Origin of the sequence: Paraburkholderia sp. HD33-4 (genome assembly GCF_021390635.1) — a bacterium.
In the GTDB taxonomy this organism is placed as follows: domain Bacteria; phylum Pseudomonadota; class Gammaproteobacteria; order Burkholderiales; family Burkholderiaceae; genus Paraburkholderia.
Genome location: NZ_JAJEJS010000001.1, coordinates 2,167,599 through 2,189,161, shown reverse-complemented (window position 1 = coordinate 2,189,161; position 21,563 = coordinate 2,167,599). Strand labels below are relative to the sequence as shown.

At 59.8% G+C, this 21,563-nt stretch carries 19 protein-coding genes; 6 read left to right on the top strand and 13 right to left on the bottom strand.

Features of this window, described 5'->3' with window-relative positions:
- Positions 1–2: 2 nt before the first annotated feature.
- From L0U84_RS09625 to L0U84_RS09605, 5 genes are all read right to left on the bottom strand, one after another.
- Positions 3–1,319 (bottom strand): aminotransferase class I/II-fold pyridoxal phosphate-dependent enzyme, encoded by a 1,317-nt coding sequence (locus L0U84_RS09625; protein WP_233849490.1) that lies wholly within the window; start codon positions 1,317–1,319, stop codon positions 3–5.
- A 56-nt stretch (positions 1,320–1,375) separates the two neighbouring features.
- Positions 1,376–2,380: a glutamate cyclase domain-containing protein gene (locus L0U84_RS09620; RefSeq protein WP_233849489.1), complete on the bottom strand. Its 1,005-nt coding sequence runs from the start codon at positions 2,378–2,380 to the stop codon at positions 1,376–1,378.
- Positions 2,381–2,394: 14 nt separating this feature from the next.
- The gene (locus L0U84_RS09615) at positions 2,395–3,711 is read right to left on the bottom strand and encodes an MFS transporter (protein ID WP_233849488.1); all 1,317 of its coding nucleotides are present in this window, start codon (positions 3,709–3,711) and stop codon (positions 2,395–2,397) included.
- A 76-nt stretch (positions 3,712–3,787) separates the two neighbouring features.
- On the bottom strand, positions 3,788–5,287 hold the full coding sequence (locus L0U84_RS09610; RefSeq protein ID WP_233849486.1) for an aldehyde dehydrogenase family protein: 1,500 nt from the start codon (positions 5,285–5,287) through the stop codon (positions 3,788–3,790).
- Between the two features lie 25 nt (positions 5,288–5,312).
- Entirely contained in the window at positions 5,313–6,203 is an 891-nt protein-coding gene (locus L0U84_RS09605) for an NAD(P)-dependent oxidoreductase (protein ID WP_233849485.1), read from the bottom strand.
- Positions 6,204–6,411: 208 nt separating this feature from the next.
- Here L0U84_RS09605 and L0U84_RS09600 point away from each other — a divergent pair, with 208 nt between their 5' ends.
- The 4 genes from L0U84_RS09600 (at position 6,412) to L0U84_RS09585 (ending at position 10,975) form a co-directional block, all read left to right on the top strand.
- Positions 6,412–7,317 (top strand): LysR family transcriptional regulator, encoded by a 906-nt coding sequence (locus tag L0U84_RS09600; protein WP_233849484.1) that lies wholly within the window; start codon positions 6,412–6,414, stop codon positions 7,315–7,317.
- A gap of 570 nt (positions 7,318–7,887) precedes the next feature.
- The gene (locus L0U84_RS09595; protein ID WP_233849483.1) at positions 7,888–8,703 is read left to right on the top strand and encodes an IclR family transcriptional regulator; all 816 of its coding nucleotides are present in this window, start codon (positions 7,888–7,890) and stop codon (positions 8,701–8,703) included.
- Positions 8,704–8,868: 165 nt separating this feature from the next.
- Positions 8,869–10,233, top strand: coding sequence for an MFS transporter (locus tag L0U84_RS09590; RefSeq protein ID WP_233849481.1), 1,365 nt, complete (start codon positions 8,869–8,871; stop codon positions 10,231–10,233).
- Positions 10,196–10,975: a DUF4286 family protein gene (locus L0U84_RS09585; protein WP_233849480.1), complete on the top strand. Its 780-nt coding sequence runs from the start codon at positions 10,196–10,198 to the stop codon at positions 10,973–10,975. Before L0U84_RS09590 ends, L0U84_RS09585 begins: the two co-directional genes overlap by 38 nt.
- 472 nt (positions 10,976–11,447) lie before the next feature.
- Here L0U84_RS09585 and L0U84_RS09580 read toward each other — a convergent pair whose 3' ends face one another.
- The 3 genes from L0U84_RS09580 to L0U84_RS09570 are packed head-to-tail and all read right to left on the bottom strand — an operon-like array spanning position 11,448 to position 14,508.
- The gene (locus tag L0U84_RS09580) at positions 11,448–12,848 is read right to left on the bottom strand and encodes a TrbI/VirB10 family protein (RefSeq protein ID WP_233849479.1); all 1,401 of its coding nucleotides are present in this window, start codon (positions 12,846–12,848) and stop codon (positions 11,448–11,450) included.
- 2 nt (positions 12,849–12,850) lie between these two features.
- The gene (locus L0U84_RS09575; protein WP_233849478.1) at positions 12,851–13,846 is read right to left on the bottom strand and encodes a TrbG/VirB9 family P-type conjugative transfer protein; all 996 of its coding nucleotides are present in this window, start codon (positions 13,844–13,846) and stop codon (positions 12,851–12,853) included.
- Positions 13,843–14,508 (bottom strand): VirB8/TrbF family protein, encoded by a 666-nt coding sequence (locus L0U84_RS09570; protein WP_233849476.1) that lies wholly within the window; start codon positions 14,506–14,508, stop codon positions 13,843–13,845. The genes L0U84_RS09575 and L0U84_RS09570 overlap by 4 nt, the downstream gene beginning before the upstream one ends.
- A gap of 156 nt (positions 14,509–14,664) precedes the next feature.
- Here L0U84_RS09570 and L0U84_RS09565 point away from each other — a divergent pair, with 156 nt between their 5' ends.
- Positions 14,665–14,886, top strand: a complete 222-nt coding sequence (locus L0U84_RS09565) for a hypothetical protein (protein WP_233849475.1) — start codon at positions 14,665–14,667, stop codon at positions 14,884–14,886.
- 4 nt (positions 14,887–14,890) lie between these two features.
- On the opposite strand, the gene L0U84_RS09560 is transcribed toward L0U84_RS09565, so the two are convergent.
- Positions 14,891–15,406 (bottom strand): hypothetical protein, encoded by a 516-nt coding sequence (locus L0U84_RS09560; RefSeq protein WP_233849474.1) that lies wholly within the window; start codon positions 15,404–15,406, stop codon positions 14,891–14,893.
- Between the two features lie 168 nt (positions 15,407–15,574).
- Between L0U84_RS09560 and L0U84_RS09555 the strand changes: the two genes are divergently transcribed.
- On the top strand, positions 15,575–17,026 hold the full coding sequence (locus L0U84_RS09555) for an IS1182 family transposase (RefSeq protein WP_233849473.1): 1,452 nt from the start codon (positions 15,575–15,577) through the stop codon (positions 17,024–17,026).
- 105 nt (positions 17,027–17,131) lie between these two features.
- Here the strand turns inward: L0U84_RS09555 and L0U84_RS09550 are convergent, their stop codons facing one another.
- The 4 genes from L0U84_RS09550 to L0U84_RS09535 all read right to left on the bottom strand — a co-directional run bounded on the left by L0U84_RS09550 (position 17,132) and on the right by L0U84_RS09535 (position 21,407).
- Positions 17,132–17,575, bottom strand: coding sequence for a hypothetical protein (locus L0U84_RS09550; protein ID WP_233849472.1), 444 nt, complete (start codon positions 17,573–17,575; stop codon positions 17,132–17,134).
- Positions 17,576–17,877: 302 nt separating this feature from the next.
- Complete coding sequence (locus tag L0U84_RS09545; RefSeq protein WP_233849470.1) at positions 17,878–18,114, bottom strand: hypothetical protein; 237 nt, start codon at positions 18,112–18,114, stop codon at positions 17,878–17,880.
- A 25-nt stretch (positions 18,115–18,139) separates the two neighbouring features.
- Positions 18,140–18,937, bottom strand: coding sequence for a conjugal transfer protein TrbJ (locus tag L0U84_RS09540; RefSeq protein WP_233849469.1), 798 nt, complete (start codon positions 18,935–18,937; stop codon positions 18,140–18,142).
- Positions 18,930–21,407 carry a VirB4 family type IV secretion system protein gene (locus tag L0U84_RS09535; protein ID WP_233849468.1) on the bottom strand — a complete coding sequence of 826 codons (2,478 nt, stop codon included), beginning with the start codon at positions 21,405–21,407 and terminating at the stop codon, positions 18,930–18,932. The genes L0U84_RS09540 and L0U84_RS09535 overlap by 8 nt, the downstream gene beginning before the upstream one ends.
- Between the last annotated feature and the right edge of the window lie 156 nt (positions 21,408–21,563).

Genomic DNA, 21,563 nt, shown 5'->3' with positions numbered 1-21,563 from the left:
GTTCAGATCCCGAGAACCAGTCGCGCAATCGCGTTGCGGTCGTGGATGATCGCAGCAACCTTGTCGAGCGACGACATGACGGCGGACACAACCGCGTCAACACCGCCGGTGCGTCCCAATGCATCCAGAGTCGGCTTCAGCCTCAGCGAGACACGGGCGCCAGGCTGACCGTGCGTGTTCACGGTCAGGATGCCATGGTCCTCCAGCAGGACCATGCCGAGGGCGGAGGTTGCCTCGCAGGGGACAACGACCGGCTTTGCATCTGCGCGACTGGACAACTTCAACATCACGCGCAGCACTGCGTCCTCGTCGACCATCGGACCGAGGTCGCTACGCTGGACCAGGTCTTTGCCCATTTTCTGTTCCAATGCTTCGGCAAGCTTCTGGCCCGCCGCCGATTCCTGGCGCAAATCTTCTGGCTGGTATTTCTGAAGCGAACGCAACACGGCAGCGGCGATCGGCGCGCGAGCTTCCATGCCGAATTCAGCGCCCTTTGCCGCTGCTGCCGTCACGAGTTCCTTCCGCCCCACGAGTACACCCGCGCGTGGCCCTGACAGGCCCGCCTTGTCGCAGTTCGTGATGGAAATGTCGGCACCGAGTTGCAGGCTCAGTTGGCCACCATGGAGCACGGTGCGCAGGCGCGCGCCATAGGCTTCATCCAGGAAGACTCTGGCGCCCAGTGCATGCGCGAACTGGATGACTTCTTTGGTGACGTGATCCTCGAGGCGTTCGAGACTGCTCGTCACCGTCGTGATGACGACGAGCGCGGGCCGGATCGATTCGATGATTTTCGACCACTGCGCGTCACCCTGAACCTCATGGACGGGAACGTCCGCAATTTTCGAGCCGCGCACCACCGACGCGTGTGAGCGTCCACCAGGCGGGACAACAGAGACAACTGGCTTGCCATCGGCCAGCGCGGCGATTGTCGCGATGATACCCGCACTGGTCCTGTTGAAGATGGCGACGGCGTCATCGCTTCGACCGCCCATATGGCCAATCGCGACCTGGCGTAGCTCTTCGGCAGCCAGTCCTGGGCCGACCCATTCCTCGCACAGCGTCGCGATATCGTCGGCGTGGATCGGAAAGTCACGCTGATTGCCCGTGAATACGCCAATCGATTCCGCACCCAACATTTTTACGCGACGCGCGGCCACGGCCTGGCCGTGGCGCAGCCGCAGCGCCTCGTCAATGCTCGAGCGAATAATGGAGCCGCGGGCGAAGCCTACAGTTGGATCAACCGGATTGCCAAAGCTGTCCGTCTTTATCGAAGCCGTGTCAGAAGACAGCACTGCCTTCATTTCTTTCACGTCACTCATGTCTTACACCTGTCAAGTCAAAAGGGTGCTGCGAGATTTCTGGATGGTTCGCGCCTTCAGATGGACACGCTAACTATGCTTCTGAGCAGCTCGACAAACGACGTATGTCCTTCCCAGTTGATGCCGTCAACAGCGACTTCCGCCTTCGACGTGGCCCCGTCTCTGGCTCCGGCTTTTACCGTCGCTTCGATGAGAGCGTGTTCCAGCCTGGGAGTGTGAAAAATGCTCAGGTCTCCTGCTCGCGCCGCGAGCGCGGCGGCGATGGCGTAAGCGCCCCAGTTCGAAACAGAAGCGCTAACAACAACATCTGTCGCCGTTACCGTGACGACGCCGGACGCGTGGCCCGCGAGGGATTTGCCGCCGAGTGGGTGTACCGCTGTAATCGCATCGCGTACCGCACCAAAGCCCACTTCATTGCCGCCATCTCCAATACCAACAGTTAGCACGCCGCGCCTGCGAGCGAGATCTGCGAGCAGATAGACGTGTCCTACGTCCTCCGGGTTGCGACAATCACCACGTACGCCGTGGAAAAAGCCCTCGAGGTTCGGGCCGTCGCGCTCGACGAAGATGACGGCGCGAGGCCGATACTCTTCCATCAGTGCTTCGGCCATCGCATGACCGGCTTCGAGCCCCAACGGAAACGAGACCACTGAGATCGTCTGCGAGCGATCTTCTTGAGCCAGTTCCGCGTTCACAACATCCGCTACGGCAGCGACGGGAGCTGCATGGGCCTCTTCGGTAACCAGCACGACCCGGACGTCGAACGCGAGAATCAGGGCACGAGCCAGAACGGCTGCACCGACCGGACCATCTGTTTCGCCCTGCGGCAACTTGGGCGCGACACCCGCCCCTGTCGCGATGAAAACAATGTCGCCGCGTGAGAGGGTGTCGGCCAGTCTGCGAGCAGCAAGCGAACTGAGCGGTTCGCCGTGATGAGCACGGCAAACCTCGTACATGGGCACGACGAAGCCGGCGGGAAGTCCTCCGTTCAAGGGGCGAATCTCGACCGTCATCAGGCGGTCGATTCGCTCGCCGGTAAGTTGTTCGTGAGTCTTGTTCATTTTCAGGCGGGCCCTTATTGATCGATAGGATCGCGGAACGTCTCTTTCACTAGCAGGACGCAACCGAGTGTGATGATCGCGGCGACAATGACGTACCACGAAACAGCCATCGAATTGCCGGTGCGGGCGACAAGCCAGGCGGCGATCAGAGGCGTCGGCGCGCTCGAGACGATTCCGGAGAGTTGATAAGCCGTGGACGAGCCGCTAAAGCGATACCGGGTGGGATACTGTTCCGCGTAGATCACGCCATGCAGGGAACCGGTGGAGGCGTGGCCAATCCCGAGGCCAAGCGAAAGTGCAATGGTGATCAGCACCGGATTCCCGGTGTCGAGCAGCCAGAACATGGGAAACGCATATACGGCGAAGAAGACCGCTCCAAACCCGTAGACCACCTTTCGCCCGATCTTGTCGGAGAGCCAGCCGAAGAACGGTTGCATGATCAGGTCGACAACCGCCGCAATGAGCAGTCCCGTCGATGCGACGCTACGCGGAAGGTGCAGCGTGCCCGTGATATAGGTCAGCGCATATACGGTGATCAGAAAATACCCGACGTTCGCCGCGGTCTGGAAGAAGACCATGATGAGTGTCTTCTTCTTTTCGTTTTGCCAAACTTCGAGCAATGGAATGCGCGCCACCTTGCCTGCTGCTTTTACCTTTTCGAAGTTGGCCGGCTCAGTGACCTGAAGGCGGATGTACATGCCCACGAACAGCAGCGCGAGACTGAAGATGAACGGCAAACGCCATCCCCAGTCAAAGAACTGGCTGTCGGGCAACGACGATACGAGTGCAAACGCGGCGGTCGAAACGAGCAGACCGGCGGGGACTCCCATCTGCATGGTGGCGCCGAAGAGCCCGCGCCGACCTTCTGGCGCATGTTCGACCGTCATCAACGCGGCGCCTCCCCACTCGCCACCGAGCGCAAATCCTTGCACCACACGCAACGCAATAAGCAGGCCGGGGCTCCAGTTGCCAATCGAATTGTAGGAGGGCAGAAAGCCAATCGCCGCGGTGCACAGCCCCATTACCAGGAGCGTGAAGATCAGCATCTTCTTGCGCCCGATACGGTCGCCAAAGTGGCCGATGACCATGCCGCCGAGCGGACGAAGTATGAACGCGACTGCGAACGAAGCCATGGAAGCCAGCGTTGCCAGTTCGGGCGACAGTTCGTTGAAGAACACCTTCGGGAAAACCAGCGCTGCAGCCGTTCCGTAAAGAAAATAGTCGTACCACTCGACGGTCGTTCCGATAAACGAACTCAGCGCCGCTCGCGTCGAGGTGGCGCGCGACTCGGCGTGCGCGCCTTCTGTGGTTACTGCCAGATTTGCATTCATCGTCTCACTCCAAACCTGTATAGGGTCGAGTCTGGTGGCGACCCGGTCGATAGCCGGGCCGTCCTTGATGCCGTCGTTAGACGTTGATCGTCACGCTCTTGCGGGAGGTATAAGCCTCGAGTGCGCCTTCGATCGAATACTCAGCTCCAATGCCACTCTGCTTGGCGCCACCGTAAGACATGCCAGGAATCTGCCCGCCCGCGCGGTTGACCTGTAGCCAGCCGGCGTCGATCTGCCCGGTGGCCTTCAGTGCTTTCGTGATGTCGTTGGTGAAGACATAGGCGGCGAGCCCGTAGACGGTGTCGTTCGCCCACTGGATCACTTCTTCCTCATCCGACCATGGAATTGCCACGAGAACAGGACCGAACACTTCCTCGCGCGCGACGCGCCACGCGTTGTCGACGCCGGCAAAGATCACCGGTTCGGGAAAGAAACCTTTTGCCTCTTCCACAGGCGGCGGCAACGAACCGGTCAGAACGTGCGCGCCCGCATCGATCGCTTCCTTGATGAACGCCCGGACTTCCGAATAACGCTCCGCGTTGATGATCGCGCCGATATCGTTCGATTCATCGAGTGAGTCGCCGATCTTCAGTTCCTTGACCTTCGCGACGAGCCTGGTCATTAAGGCATCCCACACGTCCTTGTGGACGTAGAGGCGTGAGCCGGCCGTACACGACTGACCCTGACGCGCGAAGCGCATGGCGTTGATGATCCCGGTGACGGTGGCGTCGATGTGTTCGGGCGTTGCAGCGTCGGGATAGACGATGCACGGGCTCTTGCCACCGAGCTCCAGCGTGGCATGGCCGATGCGATCCGCGACAGCGTGCCCCACAAGTTTTCCAACTTCGAGCGAACCGGTAAACGATACTTTCGCGACGCTGGTATGCGCAGCAAGCGGTGCACCGGCATCAATACCCGTTCCCGTGACGACGTTGAAAACGCCTGCGGGGAAGAGGCCGGTCGCAAGTTCGGCGATCTTGATGACAGCGAGCGGAGCGTCCTCGGCAGGTTTCAACACGAGGGTGTTGCCCGTGCCGAGCGCCATGCCGATTTTCACGGCGGCCAGCACAACGGGTGAGTTCCACGGAATGATGGCGCCGACCACGCCGAGCGGCTCGCGCGTGGAGTAGCTGAAAAGGCCGGGGCCCAGCGGCAGCGTTTCGCCCTTCTGCTCAGCAATGACACCGCCGTAGTAGCGCAGGACCTCGGCAGCGCCAAGCACTTCCGGCCGGCTTTGCGTGCGCAGTGCATTGCCGCTTTCCGCGGCGAGTACACGCGCGATCTCTTCAGCGTTAGCCGTCACGCGATTGCCGAGCTCGGTCAGCAGCGCACCGCGCGCGCGGGACGCAAGGCGACGCCACTTCGGAAAGGCCGCAGCAGCGGCTGCGACAGCTGCATTCACGTCCTCGGCATCGCTCGCGCCGATGGTCGCGAGCTTTTCGCGGCGGGACGGGTTTTCAACGTCGAGGGTTTTACCCTTTGCTGGCGTACACCATTCGTTGTTGATCAACAGGCCGGTGATGCCAGCCTTCGGCAGGATGACTTCGGCGTTAGGGGTATCGGTACGTGGGTTCACAGTGATTCCTTCAATCTTTGGATGATTACTGGGCCGCCGGCAGGCTCAGACGCACGCCCAGCAGTTCTTCATAGATTTCGTTGACGCTCGTGGAATCCTTGCCACCCAGGCCCTTCGCGCGGGCCGCGTTGTACGTCTGGAGAACCAGCTGGCCGAGAGGCATTGGCAGATTCGAGAACTCATCCAGACACAGCTTGATGTCCTTGTGCATGAGGTCGATGGCGAAGTTTGCCGGGCGCTCTGCGGTGAACAACGTCTTCGGCAGGTAGTCGAGCATCTTGCTGCCCGCGAGCCCTGCGGTTAGCACGTCGCACAGCACATCGAGCCTGGCGCCAGCCTTCACGCTCGCCGTCAGCACTTCGCCGAGTGCGACCGTGTTGATTGCAGTGAGGAGGTTGTGGCTGAGCTTGGTCAGTTGGCCCGCGCCGATGTCGCCGCAATGGACCACGCGGCCGGCGAGAACGTCAAAGATGGGCTTGAGCTTTTCGAGCACTCCCGAGGCGCCGCCAACCATCAAGACCAGCTTGCCATTTTCGGCACCCGCAACACCTCCGCTGACCGGCGAGTCGACGAACGACACGTTCTTTTGACCAGCCGCCGCGGCAATTTCCTTGGTCGTCGCGGGATCAACGGTGCTGAAGTCGACGATGATTGCGCCTTCGGCTGCTGTTTTGAGCACGCCCTCACTGCCCGTCACCGCATCACGCAGGGTCTTGGGGCTTGGCAGGCTCAGGAGGATCCGCTCTGCGTCGGCGGCCGCCTCGGCGGGACTCTTCGTTGCCGTCGCGCCTTTCGTTGCGAGCGCGTCCATCGCGGCCTGGCTCGGATCGTATACACGGACCTGGTGGCCTGCGGCAACCAGGCGCGCGGCCATCCGACCTCCCATGCGTCCCACACCGATAAAAGCAACCTTCATTCTTTCCTCCAAGCGGTCTCTATAGATTGAACCTGCGACGTTCAGGCCTTGCTAAGTCGCTGTCTGCCAAGGGGTTTCCCTTAACGCTGCGGCCTTTTGCGTCCCGGTGATGTGACTATAGAAAGTCCCATTGAGAAAAAAAAGACGACACTTTTTGACGCTATAGGTAAGTTTTGGTTACGATTAAGTGCAGACCACGGAGTCGCTCATGCTCAATCTCAGCCGTCTTCGCCTGCTTCACGAACTGTCCGTCCTTGGCACGATCTCCGCTGTTGCGGATGCGGTGCATCTGACGAGGCCTGCCGTGTCGCAGCAGCTCGCCCAACTCGAAGATGAACTTGAGACCGTTCTGATCGAACGCTCGGGTCGTGGGGTCCAGCTGACCCCTGCAGGGCGGCGCCTTGTTGCTCGAGCGACGGATCTTTTCCAGATGGTCGAAGAAATCGAAGCCGAGGTAGCCGCGGCCAATGTGGAGGTCAGTGGTGAAGTGCGGCTGTCGGCGTTTGGATCGCTCGCCAGCAGTGTGGTGCCGCTAGCCGTCAAGCGTCTGCTGGACTTGCATCCTCAGCTGAGCGTGATTTTCACTGAACTGGAACCGTCGGAGGGATTGCGCGCCGCGGCCGCGAAGCAGACGGATATTGCTATCGTTGACGATCTCGTTAGCGCGGAAGCGCTCGCAGGCGTGCTCGAATTTCTTCCATTGTGCGTTGATCACTTCGATGCGGTCGTGTCTGCAAACCACAAGCTTGCCGGGCGCAAGTCGGTTCAGCTCTCGGATCTGGCTCATGAGCGATGGGCGCTGAACCAGTCTGCTGCTACGTATCACACGTTTTTGCTCAACGCCTGCTATGCGGGTGGCTTTACGCCCAGGGTCACGACGAGCAGCCGGAACATGGCGGTGACGCTGGAAATGGTCAGAACCGGCGGAGCTGTTGCGGTGCTGCCTCGCCTTGGGCTTCGCCACGCTGAGAAAGATCCAGACTTTTCGATACTGCCCATTGACCCGGTTCTCAATCGTCGGGTCTTTATAGCGCTGCCCAGAGGTACGGCAAAGCGACCGGCTGTAGCAGCAGTTCTCGACGCGCTTACCGTGGCGGCTAACGAGCAGCATTGAGAAAGGTGGCTGTCGGTCGGTGGCTTCAACTTACAGTGGGGATATAGCTGCTCCGCATCGGTTGGACGAATTCCACACGCAACTTACAGATGGCTGGTTTTTGAGGTTGCAACGGCACGTTATCGAGCCGCACCGGTCATGGCTTACGAAGGGGGGCGACCGGTTCCAGCTTATCCCAAACCCGTGAGCTTTTGCGCAGGGAGCGATGGTCTGTTACTGAGGCGCAGCAGCCACTCCAACGACCGCAAAGAGAGAATGCCGAGCGGCTCCTAATGGCCCGAGAGCACCAGTTCCGTGGACGCTCCACAGAGCTGACGTTGGAGTCTTCAACGGCAGCGTTCCGGCGAGATGACTGAACGCGTACTTCTGGCCATGAGCCGCCTATGGAGGCCGGCTGGCCTCCATAGGGAGATGCGCTGACACCGGACGCTGGCTACTTTTCCTAACTATCCCTCCATTATTCCTCGGAAGAATCAAGGCCCGATTGAGCAATTTCGAAAAGCATTTGCTTTTTGGAAAGACTTTCCACTATCATGGTTCCACGTCGAATGACTAAGTTGGGTAATCATCATGAGCGCCGTAGCTGACCGCATCCTCCGTGTACTGGAAGAACTCGCCAGTGCGCCAGAAGGCAAAACGCTTTCAGAACTTTCCGCCAAGCTCGATTTGCCGGTCAGCGCTACTCATCGTCTTCTTGCCGATCTGGTCGAGCAGGGTTATGTGCGCAAGGACGAACGGCGTGGCGAATTTTCGCTGACTATGAAACTTCCTTCGCTGGGTCTGCGATTTCTCAGCGCAGGTGGGGTCGTTGACGTCGCCCAACCCATTCTGGAACGACTTGCGGCTACCTCGGGCGAATTGGTCCGGCTCGCAATCGTCGACGGCGAGCAGCTGATTTACGTTGCCAAGGCGCAAGGCGCGCGACAAGGTATCCGCTACGACCCTGAGATGGGCCGGGCGGTGACTCTTTCATGCAGCGCGGCAGGAATGATTTGGCTCGCTGGCAAGAGTGAAGAAGACGCGATTCGGCTTGTGTCAAAACAGGGCTTTGGCATGCCAGCAGACTTTGGTCCGCTTGCTCCGACCACGTTCAAAGCGCTTTTGCCAATGATCGAGCTTGCGCGCAAGAACGGGTATGCGACGACGCAAGACATGTTTCTACCGGCCATGAGTTCTATGGCTACGCCTGTGCATATGAGCAATGGCGACGTACGCGCAATCCTGATCATCGCGGGACCGATGTCACGGTTGACAGAAGAGAGAATGAAAGAGCTCGCCCCGGCGCTCATGGAGACGGCGACTGAATTGTCCGATGCAAGCGGTGTGTCGCCCATGCTTAAGCAAGCGCTGCAAGGCGCCAGCCGCACAGCAAGCGCTGGGCGCTAGGCCAAAGCGTCCAACGCTGGACGTTATCCGTTCGTGACTTGATGTCGTTGCATGGTGAATTGAAATTTCGCCCATGCTTCAGATCTGATAGTTAGTAGTAGAAATCAAAATAAGCGATTGACGCAAGAGCGGTACAGACTCTTTTTAAGACAGCAGGAGACACGCATGAACCATGTTTCAGAGAAACCGACCTCACATTCCATGGCGAACAGGGCGGTAAGCGCCGCCACGCTTGGCACCGCGCTTGAATGGTTTGACTTTACGCTTTACGGATCAGTCGCAGCCACCGTGTTACCAAAGTTGTTCTTCCCTGCGATGGATTCGAGTTCCGCTATGCTTGCCTCGTTGGCAACTTTCAGCGTCGGACTGGCCGCGCGTCCACTTGGCGCGATCATCTGCGGATACTTTGGCGACAAGATTGGACGTCGCAATCTCATGCTCGGTACGGTGTCTGTGATGGGTCTGACGTCGGTGCTGATGGGTTTGCTGCCGACGTATGCGCAGATTGGTGTTTATGCGCCACTGCTGCTTGTCATTCTCCGCATTATTCAGGGTTTCGCACTTGGCGGCGAATCTACTGGTGGCCAACTGATGGCGCTAGAGCATGCTCCAGCAGACCGCCGAGGTAAATACTCCGGTCTGATCGGCATGTGCGCTCCGCTGAGCCAGATAGTTGCTAACGCGGTGCTTCTGCTACTTTCTTCAACGATGACCGCGGGTGCTTTCATCAGCTATGGCTGGCGAATTCCGTTTGTGCTGAGCTTCGTGCTGGTGTTCGTCGGCATTTACATCCGACTGCGCGTGGCGGAGACTCCGGCCTTCGTCAAGATGCAGCAGTCCGCTGTTGCCAAGGTCGGAAGCCCTTTAAGGGATGCGTTCCGTCTTCACTACAAGACGATCATTCGCATGATGCTGTTCTTCTGCGGACCGACTGCACTTTTCTATCTTGCCGTCGTGTTCACCTTGAGCTATCTGACGAATACGCTCGGCGTGCCCAAGCAGACTGGCTTCATGTTGCTGATGATCGCCAATGCCTGTGCCATCGCAGGTTCGATCTTTGGTGGCGTTCTAAGTGACCGGATTGGCCGTAAGCGCGCATTGCTGTTCGCGTCCGCAGCGACCTTTGTGATCATGCTGTTTTATTTCCAGGTCTTGGCGACTCGAAGCTTCGTACCGATGGCGATAGCGATGGGACTTTTCATGGCATTCACGCAGGTCCAAACGGGGATTCAACCGGTCGCGTTCGCTGAGGCGTTTCCAACCAATGTTCGCTATTCCGGTTCGGCCCTCGCATTCACTGGTGCAAGCCTGTTCGCTGGTGGGCCGATTCCGGTGGTCGCCGCGTGGTTGTTACACCTTGCCAACGGCTCCCCGTGGCCGCTCGTCGCATTGGTCGGCGCGCTCAATATCCTGTCGTTCTGCATGATTGCTATCGGGCCAGAGACCGCAGGCATTGACATGAACCGCCTCGACACAGCGGCCGAGATCACCGGTGAACATCACCGTGTCTCCGGGCAGGCGACTTACTGATCTCGCGCTGTGCCTTCGCTTTGCACTGGAAGAAGCACAGCCTTTAAGCACTCGACAACAGATGGAGCAAACACAAATGGACAACGAAAACACTGGCCTACTCGCGATCTGGAGCACGATCGCTTCCGAATCAGAAACAGACTATATGCACTGGCTTACCCGGGAGCACATTTTTGAACGCGTAGGCGTACCGGGTTTTCGGTCAGGGCGGGTCTTCAAGCGACGCAACAGCCGACCCTCGGAGTACATGATGCTGTACGAACTGGACAGCGCGGACGTGATGGCGAGTTCTGGTTATCTGGAACGGTTGAATAACCCGACCGCATGGACACGCCGGATCATGCCGTCGCTCGAGCAGTTTCGCCGAGGCGGTGGAACCATCCTCGCCCAAGGTGCGAACTCGGACGGACACGGCGGTCACCTCGCCATCGCAAGATTTGAAGACGCATTACCGGAATGCCTGACGGCCCTGCGAGGGCAGGCAATCGTCGATGCGCTCGCGAAAGAAGACTGGCTTGTGAACGCGCAGATCATGGCTGTGAAAAACGAGGCGACCGCCATTGCCACGCAGGAAAAGTCGATGCGGCGAAGTTCAGAAGGTGAATTCGCGGGACTGTTTCTCGTGGAATCGCTCGATAGTGGCTCGCTTGACCGGGCGATCATGCAGGCGAGCAAGGCGGCCGGGATGAATCCTGATTTGTTCGATTTATACGACCTCGTCTTCGTCTGTCATTCCAGGTAGGCGACTGCATCAGGGCATCTGATGTCTGGAATAACTCAGAGAGGGAAGCGGTCCGGCCGAGGCGAGACGCCGAATCGGATGTCCGTGAAAATGTCGGTAACGGTCATTCGGTCAATTTATGCGGCGGTCCGCTTTGGGTGGTGGTGTGAGTTCGCTAATGTGGAAAACCGCCGCTCAACTGTCAAACGGCGCCGCGATCAGCAATCCGCCGCATTGCTGACGTAGACTCGGGATCGCCCGAACGACCGGAATGGCCGACAAGGAGGCAACCGATTTTCAGTTGCGTCGGCAGTTGATAGGTCGGTACGTTTCAATCGCGAAGCGGTTGTTCCGTTCGGCTGCCTGGTCGTTTGAATGACGTTCGGCGTGAGTTCCGAATATGTCGATCGAGACCGTGACGCACGCGAGGGAGCGCAGCGTCGCATATGACGCGACGAGCGCGAATGCAACTGCGAATTGCGAAGAGCCAGATTCACTGCAGGCAACTTCCGTCGACGAGGTTGGGGGGCAATTTCATATCGCGCCTCGTGATCATGGTGATGCGCTGGCCGGGTTCCAGTCGTAGCGTTGGCTGGATATTCATGTTGCGCTGGAGAATGGTCTGCGTGGTTTGCGACAGCGACTGCGCCGCCGCCGAAGTTAAGGTATCGCTTGTCCCACCGTTGATATTGATTGTCGTCCCGCCTGGCTGAGCCTGATTGTGTCCGATCCAGGCGGCGACGCCGGCGATCAGGAAGGTCGAACCAAAGATCCGGAAGAAGTGGTTGTTGACATCTGCGGTGACGCCGGCTTCGCCGTTGGGATCGGCGCCGCTCAATCCATCGAGTCGCAAGCTCGCGCCGTTCGGGAAAATCATGCGGGTCGCTGCGATCAGCATGCGTTCCTGACCCACGGCGACGTCGTTGCTCGTCACCCCGATAATCCGGGTACCTCTGGGAATCAACCTGCAGGTACCGTTGATGCTGTCGTAGATGTCGCGGTCGACCATCGCGCGAAAAGTGCCAGGCATGTCACTGTTTGCCCCCTGCAGGGCGACGGTCTGTATTGCCGTGCCTCCCATCACCATATACGGCGAATCGGCTGGCACCGGCATCAGCGGTGCATCCTGCTGATCGTTACCCCGGCTTGCCAGCCAGTTTGCGTTACGTTGCGCCGTCGCGCTACGCTCACTGATGTGCGTCATCCCGGAGGCGATAGCCGAAAGCTGGGATTGCAAGCCTCCAGGTGCCGTGTTGCCTTCCCGGGAGAGAGCGGATTGTAAGTCGTTCGGGATTGCGTCGAGCTGGTTATCGCGACCCTCGCCGTTGTCGCGCGTCGCGCCGCCGGGATCCTCATAGGCAACCAGCGACTGGTTTTCCATCAGTTCGGCCTGCCGCTGCCGGGCAAGACGGTCGGCGTCCGGCGTCCCGCCGGACCCGCCTCCGGGCACGTGGTAGCCGGGTGGTACGGGACCCGGATCATCGCCCGGCCGGCCTTTGGGAATACCGGTTCCGTCGAGCGGAGTGACGCTGGCGACAGGGTCGCTTGCCCGTGGCTGCTGCGCGTTCCTGCGTGTCTCGGCGAGTGCGTGTTGCTGCTCGAGACGCTTGCGCAGCGCATCCGGCTGGGCCTCGGGATCACGCGCCGAGGCCTCAAGTTCTTCGCGTTGCTGGCGCTGTGCGGCCGTCTCGTGCGGATGGGAGAAGTGGCGAATCAGAACAATTGCCAGCAGGACCGAGCACATCGCGGCGAGCAGCGTCTTCGCGAGGTTACGGCGGATGCGCGTTTGCCGCTGCGGCTCCGGTGTGATGGGCGGGGTCCCGGTCTCCCGTAAACCCGGATAGGGGCGATCTGCCGGGTTCGGGACCTCCGGAGGGTCGTCGGGCATCGCCATGATCAGGGCTTCCCGTAGATGCTGCGCATGCGGGCCGGCTCGCAGTTCGTCAGCCGGCAGTCGTTGCTATTGCTATTGATAATCCGCACCTCATCCTTGTCGCGCTTAAGCAGGACGCCGTATGTGGCCATCTGTTGCACTTCATAGAAGTCGTTGCCGATCGGGATGAAGTTCGCAATTTCGGCCTTGCCATCCCTGTCCATCACGAACACCGCGGGCAATTCGACGTTATGTGCCAGCTGGAAATAGGTGAAGCGTCCATCGTCGAACACCATCGTCGGCGTGAACGGCGCGCTGCCGCTCACGCGGTAGTTGAAATTTGCGCGTGTCAGATCGACCCGCAGTCCGTTTCCGGTGGCCCCTGATGATCCCGAACCGAGCGGTCCCCCTGAGGCGGAGCGCGCATATTCGATCCCGAACGCAGACGGCTGGCCTCCGGGGGCGAGGGCATCCTCATCGGCGTAATGCCACGACACACGGTGATAAAACTCCCCTGCGTCGGAAGAGCGGATTTCGAGTTCATAGCGGCGTTGCGTGGTGATGATGGTAGTCGGATTGCGCAGGCCTGCCTGCCGGGGTTCAATCATCACATCCTGCCGCGTGACCGCGGTATGCAGGATCCAGCGCTTCGTGTCGGACATGTAGACACCGATTACCTTTTCGTCGTCCGCTAACTGGATGTGCGTTTCCTCGTTGGCCAGCGTGTGAATCGGGTACGTATAGTCCTTGTCGTAGTCGTAGATAACGAGCGAGGCGTCGTCGGGGGTGCGGTAAGGGCCGTTGATTCCGGCACGTGGCCGGGATGTCGGGTGCCCGCGAACGGTTCGAACGCCAGACATCGACGATGGCAGTACGGATGTCGGCATATTTGCGGGTAGGGGCGCGGAGGGCGTGGATAACGGTTCGGGCGTCTGGGCATCTGAGTGACCTGGGACCGCTGCGAGCGTTGCCGCCGCGACGAAGGGCAGCACGAAGGAGAGCAGGGTGGGCGACTTCATTGTGCAGCTCCGGGATTCACTCCGACGTAGGGTGTCAGGGTCATGTGAGTGATCCGCAGGCCGAGCGGATTGTCCTTCTCTTCACCGGGACGCAGGGCTTCGGGAGCGAGCAGGAAGGTGAGCGTGAGCAGTTTCTGTTGCGGCGCCGAGGGCTTGCCATTGACGCTTTCGATCAACGTAAAGATCACATAGGCGAGCTGGCCGTCCGGTGAAAACGACGTGGAATTTTCGATGAACTCACGGGTGAGGCCGGGTGTGTTCACTACGCGCTGGGCGACCGGGTCCGTCTGCGTGATGTAGGTTTCAAGTTCTTTCGTGGCCGCGCCGGAGGTCCAGCCAGAAGCGGCCGGGATTTGCCGGGTTAGCGTGTCCTGACTGTCGGCCTCGACGGTGAACACGCGCGTGGCCCACTTCACGAGAAAGTAGCGTTTGTTCGCGGCAGTCGCGTTGTATTGCTCGGCATAGCGGTCTGAGACCCACACGGCACCCGATTTCTCATCGTGCTCGACGAAGTACGGCTTCGGGCCGCTGTTGTGGCTCTGGACGACGAGCGCAACGGTCTGGCCGAGCGCGATCAATGCAAAGAGCGCGGCGACCTTGATCGCGACCCGCTTTTCCCAGACAGGTCTCTGGAATGCGGCGAACCAGCCGGCGATGCCCAAGCCCGTGTTCGGCGGCGACGGCTGTTCGACAGCGGGCGCTACAGCGTTCGTCGCGAGTGGACTGTTACGTTTTGGTGCGAACATGTACACGGTCCTCATCCACGTTCAGGGTGGTAAACTGCATTCCATAACTACCTCGCCCCGTGGAGGTAATCCGTGAACAAGTTGAAACTGGCTCTCTTGCTTGTCGTTGCAGCTGTCGCTGTTGCATTGCATGTCGTTGCAGGTCCCGCAGTGGCGGGACTGTTCTGCGCTGCGACTTTTATGGTTTGGTGCCTTATTGGACGAACCCGGCGCGTCAATGCTCCGCGGGTCGATGAAGGGGTGGAGATGTCGAAGTTCATACGTGCTCGCGAGTTGATGGACCACAATCGCTAGTTGCTCAAAGTCCAGACATTCTTCTAAGATTGCCGCCGATTGCTCCACTTCCGAAACCAGTCGCGCTTGTTCCGGTTCCGGAGACGAGGCCTGATGCAATACCCGGCGCCAGCCACATCAAATAAGCTCCCACGCACGAGACGAAAGCAAGTGCCAGTATTGGCAGGATGTTGCTGGCGAAATAGTCGGCGCCCGCTAAACCATTGGCCTGCGCGATCTGGTCAACCAGGCCTTTGAGAGATGGCAGAGCACCGTTGACGACTAACGTCATCATCAGCCACGCCACGACCTTGTATAACCCGGCGACGATCGTGAAGCGCAGCCAGCCGTTGAACAAAAATTCTGTGGGTGGCAAGACGAACCACGGTATCAATACAGGCCCGAGACAGAATGCGAAGGCCATCAGAAACGAGCCCAACTGGATCACCAAAACAAACGCCAGTCCCATGAAGAGAAGCGCGGCAGCCGCGATCAACTTTGCTGCGAAGGCGAGCAGCGTGTAAGCCAGGGTCGCCATCATGTTCTGTAGATCGAGCGAGAGTCCACCCGACGTGGACGCCGTGCTCGAAGGATCGCTGCACTCCTCGTGCGTACCAGACACAATCTGGCCGAGGGTGTGTAAAAACGCCCTGGTTACCTACGTCTTGGTCGCCTAGACTGGATCAACCTGTTGGCGCGAGAGGCGAAGATGGGGCGATTTGTCGAAGGTGCGGACCGCAATCAGGCGACGTTGTTGCCGGAATGCCTCGATGACTTCATCGCCGAGAACAATCCAATCAGGATTGTCGACGCATTTGTAGACGAACTCGATCTGGGTTTTCTGGGATTTGAAGGGGCCACGCCTGCAACCACGGGCCGCCCGTCGTATCACCCCGCAGTGCTGCTCAAGATCTATATCTATGGGTATCTCAATCGCGTGCAATCGAGCCGTCGTCTGGAGCGCGAGTGCCAGCGCAATGTCGAACTGATGTGGCTGACCGGCCGCCTCGCGCCGGACTTCAAGACGATTGCCGAATTCAGGCGCGGCAATGGGGAAGGCATTCGCAATGTATGCCGACGCTTCGTGATGCTATGCCGTGACCTCAAACTGTTCACGCAGGCGATCGTGGCCATCGACAGCAGCAAGTTCAAGGCGGTCAACAGTCGCGACAACAACTTCACGCCCAACAAGATCGCAAAACGTCAGGAGCAGATCGAGCAAAGTATCCAGCGCTACCTTGATGCGCTGGAGACCGCGGATCGCACTCAACCGGCCGAGATAGAAGCGAAGACCGAGCGGCTACGGGAAAAGATCGAGACGCTGCGCGAACAGATGCGCGATCTGGATCGTGCAGCACAGCTGCTGAATGATCTGCCCGAAAAGCAGGTCTCGCTAACCGATCCCGACTCGCGCTCGATGGTCTCGCAGGCCAAAGGCACCGGGATGGTCGGCTACAACGTTCAGGTCGCCGTCGATACCCGACACCATCTCATCGTGACTCACGAAGTCACGAACGTCGGCAGCGACCGCGCGCAGTTGAGCCCGATGGCGAAGGCCGCGCGCGATGCCATGGGAAAGAAGAAGATCAAGGCGCTGGCAGACCGTGGGTATTTCAGTGCACCGGAAATCAAGGCCTGCGACGATGCTGGCATTGCAGCGTTGGTACCCAAATCGCTGACGTCCGGCGCCAAGGCTGACGGGCGGTTCGACCGTGCCGACTTCATCTATATCGCCAAAGATGACCAGTACCTGTGTCCGGCGGGTGAACGGGCAATATACAGATACACCTCGGTTGAAAGTGCCAACCTGCTGAAACTGCGCACCTACTGGTGCAGTGCCTGCCCGCATTGCCCTATCAGGGACCAGTGCACGCCCGCTCCCTACCGGCGCATTCGCCGATGGGAGCACGAAGCGGTGCTGGAGGCGATGCAGCACAGGCTGGATCGCCAGATTGACGCAATGACGATACGACGCCGAACGGTCGAACACGTGTTCGGCACCCTCAAGCACTGGATGGGTTCGACCCACTTCCAGACGCGTGGGCTTGGGCGTGTTGCTGCAGAAATGAGCTTGCACGTGCTGGCATACAACCTCAAGCGTGTCATCGGGATTCTGGGATTCAAAAAGGCGATGCGGGCAATGAAGTTGGCAGGCGCGTGAACTTGAGTGCCGACGCGGCCTTACTCGTACAGCACCATCGGGCCGGCCGTCCACGTCTTGATACTACGCAGCTACGCTCCCACCGGTGCTGCACTCACCGCTCGGTCAGGACGTTTTTACACACCCTCGGCCATCGGATGTCATATTCGGCACCTGCTGGCAGTTCTGCGAGGCCTGCTGACGCGCCGACGAAAATATCTCCTGTACGCCGCCCCATAACGTTTGCAACACCATTGTTGCGTTGGCGCTGCCACCCATCGCGTGATCGGCCATCTTCTGCATGTTGCCAACAAAGAAGTCGCGTGTTACGCCTGTCCATGTGGTCAACATAAACAGAATAATTGCGGTGCGCATCAAGAGGTTCAGAAGCGATGCCACGTAACGTGCTGTATGACCCTCGAGCACCCACAGCAATGTTCGCCACGACGCAACGATCAATCCAAGCGCCATGAGAAGGTCGATACCATCGCCTACGAAAAGGCTGTACATGTTCGCGCCAGCACTTTGCATTTGCTGGAAGAGCTGGTTCGTTACGGTGATCGGATCCATGACGTCAGGGCCAGATTCCCGTGAGGCGGAGCGTGAGAACAATTAACAGGCCCGCAAGTGCCGCAAGTGCTCCGGCAACAAGCTGGGCCCGGGTATTCAGGATGACGAGCGCCCCCCAGAGCATGTTGAGTCGCCAACTACGGGTGATGCGCCTGTCGGTCGGGTCAAGGCAGTCATCGTTTTCCGACGTGAACTTCGCCCAAGCTTGGTTCCAGTGACGTGCCACTACCCGCATTTCTGCGCGTGAGCGGCACATTCGTTGGATAAGCCAGTGCTTGAACATTGCCGATTACCCACGCTTATCAGTTGCGCAACAAGTCAAAGTGACTGTGTTTGATCGCGTCTTTTTCCTGCTGATCGAGCCGTTTGGCAGCTTCCTGACGGGCCTGCATCTGTTCTGCATAAGCCCGGCGTGCCGCCGCGTCCTGTGCGGCCTTATCAAGTTGCAGCCAGAGAATGCCGAGCACACCGGACGCGGTCAGCGTCAATACACCGATCACAATCCATGTCGTGGCGGAGAGTCCGAGAAAATCTTTCATTTCATCGTCCTTTGCTCTGTTGAGGTCATTGGGCGTCATTCAGAAGGTCGAACTGCCCGTTCTGGATCTGGCTTTTTTCCGCCGAGTCGAGTTGTTGTGCGCGAGCTTGCCGCGCTTGCATCAAGGCGGAAGTGGAAGCTTGTGATTGCGCTTGCGCGACGCGATCCTGTATCTGCTGCGCGACCTGGCGTTGCACGAGCGCGTGCAGGTCGACCATCTCACCGGCGAGCACATTCGATTGCTGGTTGAGCAGCTGCAGACCCTGGACGTTGCCGGTCACGTTCGGGATCTGTGACTGGATTTCCTGCAGATTCCGCGCTCTTTCAGCCAGCGTGCCGAGATTGCCCATATCCTGGTTTAGCTGCTGCTGATAGAGCCCACCGCGCGTTGCCGCGAGATTGGTATAGGCCGTGAGCCACTGCGTTGGCGACATGCCGGTCGCGTTCATTTCCGAGACACTTCGCCCGAAAAGCGCACTGGTCGCGTTGGCCGCCTGTCCGAGCTGCGACACGGCGCTGTAGAGGGATTGATAGTTCGTGATCTGCGTGCGGTACGGCCCGATCGTCTGACTGATCATCGATTCAGGAACCTGTTTCAGGTTCTGCACCATCGTCACATACTGCTGCAGCCGTGTGATCTGTGCCTGAACATTCTGTTCGACCATCTCAGCCTGCTTGCCGACCGACGCTGCGAGTTCGGCGTGATTCATCAACTGCGTGATCTCGGTTGAACCTCCCGTCACACCTCCGCCGCCCGCGTGGGCGGTCGGGACGAGAAGGATGGTGACGACCGCCGCCGTTGCAGCTATCCGATGTTCATGCATATAGCACCTCATCATCACTGGATTGTGCAAACTGGCTTCCTTCAATGCGTCCGACCGCTTCGTGCAGGTACGCTCCTTTCCAGTCCGGCCGCCCCGAGCGCAGGTGGCGATCGAACAGGATCTGGGCGCTCATCTCGGAGCGCAGGATGGCGATCGAGCGCGGATCAAGCGGCACTGAGATGCGGCGTGACGCACCGCCCTGTTCGGTGACGAAGTAATCGCGTTTCGCCACGAGTTTCTGGATCGTCTGGATCTGCCCGTCGGAGAGCCCAAAATCCCGCTGGAAAGCTGCCTTCGCGGACGGGGTGAAGTTCTCGACCGGCACGAACACGCGGATCAATACGTTGTCGCGGATCTGTGGCCAGATCTTCGAGGTGGCCACCTGTTCGGGCGACTGGGCATCCATCCACACGCAGCCGAGCTCCTTGCGCATCGTGACGATCCAGTCTCCAATCTGTTTCGCGAACGCGTCGTCATCGAGCAGATTCCAGATTTCAGGCAGCATCACGAGGGTCGGGCCGATGACACCACGTGTACGCCGCTCGCGTAACGCATCCTGGATCCGGTAGGTGACGTACGAGAGAAACGGGCGCGCGATCACCGGATTCCTGAGAATCCGTTTCGTCTCCATCGATACCCAGCGCGCCTCGTCGAAACTGTCTTCGACGTTGTCAAAGTAGTGCGCGTGCACCGCATCGCCGACCCAGAGTGCCAGTTCGTCTGCGAGCGCGCCCTGCGGCAGTGATGCCTGCACGGTGTGCAGGCGCCAGAAGCGCGGATCCCTGCGGCTGCGCGTGGCGGCCAGCGCCTTCTGGATCTCGTGCAAATCCGTAGCCTGCACCCGATAGGTGCCGCGTTGCTCGATGAGCATCCTGATCCAGTCGACGAGGAACTCCATGTGACGTGGATCGGCGAGTAGCACCAGCGGATTGGCCTGCGCGCGTTCATCCTCTGAGACCCCCGGCGCGTCCGGGTCGAACTGCATATAGCGGCCACCCTGCAGGATGGTCGGGATACGCATCGACAGGTCCTTATCGAAGCCGTAGAGCCACGCATGTGGATATTTCCTGAACAGCGTCGCGCAGAGCAGCATGAAGATTGTCTTGCCAAAGCCTGTGCGTCCGCAGATCAGCATGTGGCCCACGTCGGCGAGAAACCCGGTGAACCAGAAGGGCGTGCCGTAATCGGTCGGAAACGCCGCGAGCGCGGGACACATCTGACCGGTTTCGCGGGTCAGGTGCTGATTGACGGGGTGTCCTCGCGAGACGCCGCGCAGCGGCAGCATGCGGGCGAGAGCCCGGGTGTCCAGAAATGCCCAGCGTGCGCATTCGCGCCACATACCAGGGATCGTCGTGGCGAACGACGAGAACGCGTGCAGGGTCTCGCGCACCGGCACGAAGTGGGCGCCGCGCAGCACTTCCTCGACGGCCTTGTGGGTGGCGACCGCCTGCGCGTAGGCGGTTTCAGGTGCCACCTGAGAATTGGCGGGCGTCTCCTCATAGACGGGCGACCATGCCATGATGGAGAGGTTGTAGAACCCGTACAGCTCCTCGGCCATTTCGACCTTGCCAGCCCGCCGGTTAGCCTCCTGGGCGGCACTTGAGCGCGCCTCGTTCTGACGGGCACCAGAGGTGTCACCACCCTTGAGCGCGGCGGCGAGCACCGCACGGCCGTCCAGTCTGCGGCCCTCGTGATACTTGCGGATGCTGTCGATGAAGCGTTTCGCCGCACTGGGTGTCGACAACCGGAACACGTGACTGATCGTCAGCTCACCCGGGATCTTGAGCAGCCCGTCGAGGGTGGTCGGCGAGACGTTGTCCGGCCAGAAATCGCGCCGGGTTGGAATGCCCGATGCAATGCCGAAACGGCACCGGCCGTTCGAATAGAAGTGCAGGTAGTCGTGGCCGGGTGTGACCTCCGTATCGCACATCGCCAGGTCGAGTGCCGGGGTATCGGGGATCGCGAGCGCCTTGACGTGATCACTGGGCGGCGAGCAGCACGCGTGCATGAAGGCGCCGAGCATTTCGCCCGCGAGACGCCGGCACGTGAGATGGGGATTGGCTGCCGTGAAGCCGAACAGCGTGTTCTCGAACGCGTCGACGACCGCGGCGAGTTCGGACCCGGTATAGGCGAACAGGTACTGATCGGAAAATGTGCCGCGTACGGCCTGTGCAAGCGAGCCGATCACTGACAGATTGTCGTGGGTCATGCCGTGCATCACGCGCCCGGCGAACCGGTCGATGCCCACATCGGGCAGCAGTGTGAGCGTGACATAGTGACGGTTGACGTAGTTGGCGGCCTGCTCGAAGGTACGGCGGCGTTCATCGTCGATGGTCTGGGCGATGGCGTCGGGCAACGGCACCGTCACATACCGGTCGGTGTGGCGCCGGTGGACTGTCCACCAGAGCGTGACGGGCCGGCGCGCCAGGTCGCGCATGGCGTCCGTCAGGTTATCCATCAGTTCGAGCATCTGGCTCGCTGACATGCTGTCGGTATCGGGACCGGTGAACTCATACGTGGCCATCAGCGCCGAGTCCTTGTTGACGATCAGCGAGTCGTGGTATTTGAAGAGCCACGGCACCATTTCAGCGGTCGAGCGGCGGCGGCCGTCCAGCCGCTCGCCGAT